Annotated in this window: 4 protein-coding genes; 3 read left to right on the top strand and 1 reads right to left on the bottom strand. The window is 65.5% G+C overall.

Annotated features, from left to right (window positions below):
• Window positions 1-387 precede the first annotated feature (387 nt).
• From VNS22_RS09980 to VNS22_RS09990, 3 genes are all read left to right on the top strand, one after another.
• Window positions 388-1,377, top strand: coding sequence for a TRAP transporter substrate-binding protein (locus VNS22_RS09980; protein ID WP_325731949.1), 990 nt, complete (start codon window positions 388-390; stop codon window positions 1,375-1,377).
• Window positions 1,378-1,477: 100 nt separating this feature from the next.
• Window positions 1,478-1,960, top strand: coding sequence for a TRAP transporter small permease (locus VNS22_RS09985; RefSeq protein ID WP_325731951.1), 483 nt, complete (start codon window positions 1,478-1,480; stop codon window positions 1,958-1,960).
• Window positions 1,957-3,261, top strand: a complete 1,305-nt coding sequence (locus VNS22_RS09990) for a TRAP transporter large permease (protein ID WP_325731953.1) — start codon at window positions 1,957-1,959, stop codon at window positions 3,259-3,261. Before VNS22_RS09985 ends, VNS22_RS09990 begins: the two co-directional genes overlap by 4 nt.
• Window positions 3,262-3,285: 24 nt before the next feature.
• Here the strand turns inward: VNS22_RS09990 and VNS22_RS09995 are convergent.
• On the bottom strand, window positions 3,286-3,732 hold a 447-nt coding region (locus VNS22_RS09995; protein WP_325731955.1), incomplete at its 5' end, for a TetR family transcriptional regulator C-terminal domain-containing protein.

A 3,732-nucleotide genomic window follows, 5' to 3' on the forward strand; every position in this document is an offset into this window, starting at 1 on the left:
TCTTCCTGGCCGGCGGGATCGAGACCATCCCCAAGCGCATGTTCAACGAGCTGGTCCTGCAGGTGAACCCGACCATCACCGCGATCGCCACGCTGCTGATCGGCTTCAGCATCATCACGGTCGGCGCGCTGGCATTGCTGATGCGTGGCAGCGGCACGGTCCGCAAGGCGCTGGGCTGAGCGCTGCCGGAGGCGGTGCCGGCAGCCGGAATCACGAATCCGCGAGGGGTGCCGTTGACCTCATGAGGTCAACGGTTATACCCGAAATGACAATGTGACGGTACAGCAAGATACTGTGCCACAGCCGCAAGTCGTTCGACTGACCGTCTCAGCACGACTTTGCTCAGGGTAGGCAAGAACCAAGAAGAATTTCAGCACAATCTCGAAGATGGCCGCGGTCTGCCTGGTCGGCGTCGCGGGACTTGCAGTCAATGCCGTGGCGGTCACCCTGGCGAAGGCCGACATCACCCTGGTGGGTGCGAGCCAGTTCGACGAGAACCATGTCTATACCAGGCACATGCGCGAGTTCGAGGAGCTGGTCAGCGCCTGCTACACGGACGAGCCGATTACCTGGGAGATGCATCCCAATTCCGAGCTGGGCCTCGAGAAGGACTATGTGGCCTACATGAACCAGGGCCTCTCGGTGGACTATGCGGTGGCCTCGCCGGCGCATATGTCGACCTTCTCGCAGATGGCCCCGCTGATGGACATGCCGTTCCTGTTCCGCGACCTGGACCACTGGAACAAGGTGCTGGAAACGGACGCCATGCAGCCCGTGGCCGACGACATCCTGGAAAAGGCCGACATCCGCCTGCTGGGCTATGGCGGCGGCGGCGTGCGCAACATCTTCGCCACCAAGCCGCTGACGACCATGGAGGATCTGAAGGGGCTGTCGATCCGCATGCAGGGCGCGCCCATCTGGACCAGCGTGTTCAATGCGTTGGGCGCAGCACCGACGGTGATCGCCTATAACGAGATCTATAACGGCATCCAGACCGGCGTGATCCAGGCAGGCGAGAACGAGGCGGCCGGCGTGGAGCAGATGAAGTTCTACGAGGTGGGCCCGCAACTTTCGCTGACCCAGCATGCCATCACCATCAGGCCCCTGTTCATCTCCAACAAGACCTACCAGCGCCTGCCCGAGAAGCTGCAGCAGTGCATCGACCAGGCCGGCCCGGAGGCCGCGAAGTTCGCCCGCGAGGCGGAGAGCAGCGAGGACTCCCAGAAGATCCAGGCGCTGGTGGAACAGGGCTTGCTCACGACCCACGAGTTCACCGAGCGTGACAAGATGATCGAGGCCGCCACGCCGGTCCTCGAGGCCTATGCCGAGGAGTTGGGCGCCACTGACGTGCTGAAGGCGGTCCAGGCCGTTCAGTGACCTGCCGCTCGGCGGAACGTGACCAGGCCGGGGCCCGCATGGCCCCGGCCGCTTCCCTGTCCGATACGTTCTGCACCTGCTCCCGCCTCGGAGGGCATTGATGACCCGCGTGCTCGACGCCATTCATCTCGTGCTCAAGCTGGCCCTGGGCCTGCTCGTCGCCGGCCTGCTCGTGCCGGTGACGATGCAGATCCTGGCCCGCTTCGTCGACTTCATCCCCCGCTACATCTGGACCGAGGAGATCGCCCGGTTCTGCTTCGTCTGGATGATCATGGTCGGCGCCATGTGCGCGGTGCGTGACGGCACGCATTTCGACCTCGAGATCCTGCCGGAATCGCCGAACCCCAAGGTCGAGGCCGCCAAGCGGATCTTCGTCCATCTGATGATCTTCATCGTCGCCATCATCTTCATCTGGTACGGATGGCGGTTCATCCTGTTCGGCTGGTTCCAGGTCTCGGAGATCGCCCAGCTGCCGATGAACTGGATCTTCGTCGCCTGGCCGTTGATGGGCGTCGTCTCGGCCCTGTTCCTGGCCGAGAAGATCGCCAGGGAAATTTCCATCATGCGGGGTGCACGAGCATGACGCCTGGGGTCGTTGCCAGCATCCTGTTCGGGCTGCTGTTCCTGCTGATCATCCTGCGGGTCCCGGTGGCCTTCGCGCTGCTGCTCTCCTGCATCCCGATCTTCCTCCTGGAGCCGCGCCTGACTCCGGTCCTGGCGCTGCAGGAGATGTTCCGCTCCTACAACTCCTTCGTGCTCCTGGCCGTCCCGTTCTTCCTGCTGGCCGCCAACCTCATGAACGCGGCCGGCATCACCGACCGGCTGATCCGCCTGTCCCGGGCCATGGTCGGCCACCTCCCGGGCGGTCTCGGCCACGTCAACGTCGTGGTCTCGATGTTCTTCGCGGGCATCTCCGGCAGTTCCACCGCCGACGCGGCCGGCATCGGCTCCCTGCTCATCCCACAGATGCGGAAGGAAGGCTTCACCGCCTCCTTCTCGGTCGCCGTGACCGCCTGCTCCTCGGTGATGGGAGTGATCATCCCGCCATCCATCCTGATGGTGGTCTGGGGCGGGCTGATGTCGGTCTCGATCGGCGGGCTGTTCATCGCTGGCATCATTCCGGGCATCCTGATCGGTCTGGCCCAGATGGTGGCGGTATATGTCTATGCCCGCCGCCACGGCATGGGGCTGCACCGGCGCGCCACGCTCGCCGAGCTCGGCGGCGCCTTCATGGGTGCCCTCCTGGCGCTGCTGACCCCTGTGATCATCGTCGGCGGCATCGTCGGCGGCTTCTTCACCCCGACCGAGGCCTCGGTGGTCGCCGCCCTCTACGCGCTGGCGCTGGGCATGATCGTGTATCGCACCACCGGCACCCGCCAGATCGCGGAAGTCTTCTACGATACCGGCCGGTTCGCCGCGATTGCCCTGTTCTGCATCGGCACCGCCAGCGCGTTCGGCTGGACGCTGGCCTACTTCAAGATCCCGGCGGCCCTGATCGGCGTGGTGCAGACCCTGGATCTGGGGGTCGTCGAGATGGGCTTGGCCGTGGCGATCGCGTTCCTGATCATCGGCTGCTTCATCGACGCGATCCCGGCCATCATCATCATGGGCACCGTCCTTTATCCGGTGACCCTGGAAGTCGGCATGCACCCGATCCACTTCGCGATGATCGGGATCATCAGCCTGGCCTTCGGACTGGTCACGCCACCCTATGGCCTGTGCCTGCTGATCTCCTGCGCCATCGCGAAGATCCCGGTGAAGGCGGCGCTGCGCGACGTGGGACTGATCCTCCTGCCCATGCTGGCGATCCTGGCGCTCGTCGTCTTCATCCCGGCGCTCTCGCTATGGCTGCCGCGCCTGATGATGCCGCAGTTCGTCAACTGACCGGAGGGCTGGCCATGGGCGGACCTATGGCCAGCCATGCCGCTCGACTCCGGCCAGGGCGGTCTGCGTCACCGCTGCCAGCGTTTCCCTGGGCACGCCCTGGCGCGCCTGCATGGCGAGGCCCTGGGCGACCGTGATCACGTAGGCGGCCAGCGCGTCGACATCGCAGGCCGGGTCCAGGTCACCCTCGCGGCGCCCCCGCTCCAGCCGGGCGCGGATGGCCTGCAGCCCCTTCTCCCGCTTGTGGGCCAGGCGCTCCCGGACCACCACGCTGTCCGCAGGACCGTTCGCCGCCGCCATGACCAGAAAGCAGCCCCTGGCGCACTCGACATAGGTCTCGACCGCTTCGGCGAAGAAGGCGCGGATTGCCGAGACGGCGGTGGGCGCCTCCTCCAGGAGCTGGTTCAGCCGGGAGGCGAAGCGCTGCTCGTAGCGGGCGGCAGCCTCCCGGAACAGCTCTTCCTTCGAGCC

This window comes from Geminicoccus sp., assembly GCF_035556675.1.
GTDB lineage: Bacteria > Pseudomonadota > Alphaproteobacteria > Geminicoccales > Geminicoccaceae > Geminicoccus.

Excerpts from the sequence above, each read along its gene's own strand:
- VNS22_RS09980 (WP_325731949.1), top strand. The coding sequence starts at position 388 with ATGGCCGCGGTCTGCCTGGTCGGCGTCGCGGGACTTGCAGTCAATGCC.
- VNS22_RS09985 (WP_325731951.1), top strand. The coding sequence starts at position 1,478 with ATGACCCGCGTGCTCGACGCCATTCATCTCGTGCTCAAGCTGGCCCTG.
- VNS22_RS09990 (WP_325731953.1), top strand. The coding sequence starts at position 1,957 with ATGACGCCTGGGGTCGTTGCCAGCATCCTGTTCGGGCTGCTGTTCCTG.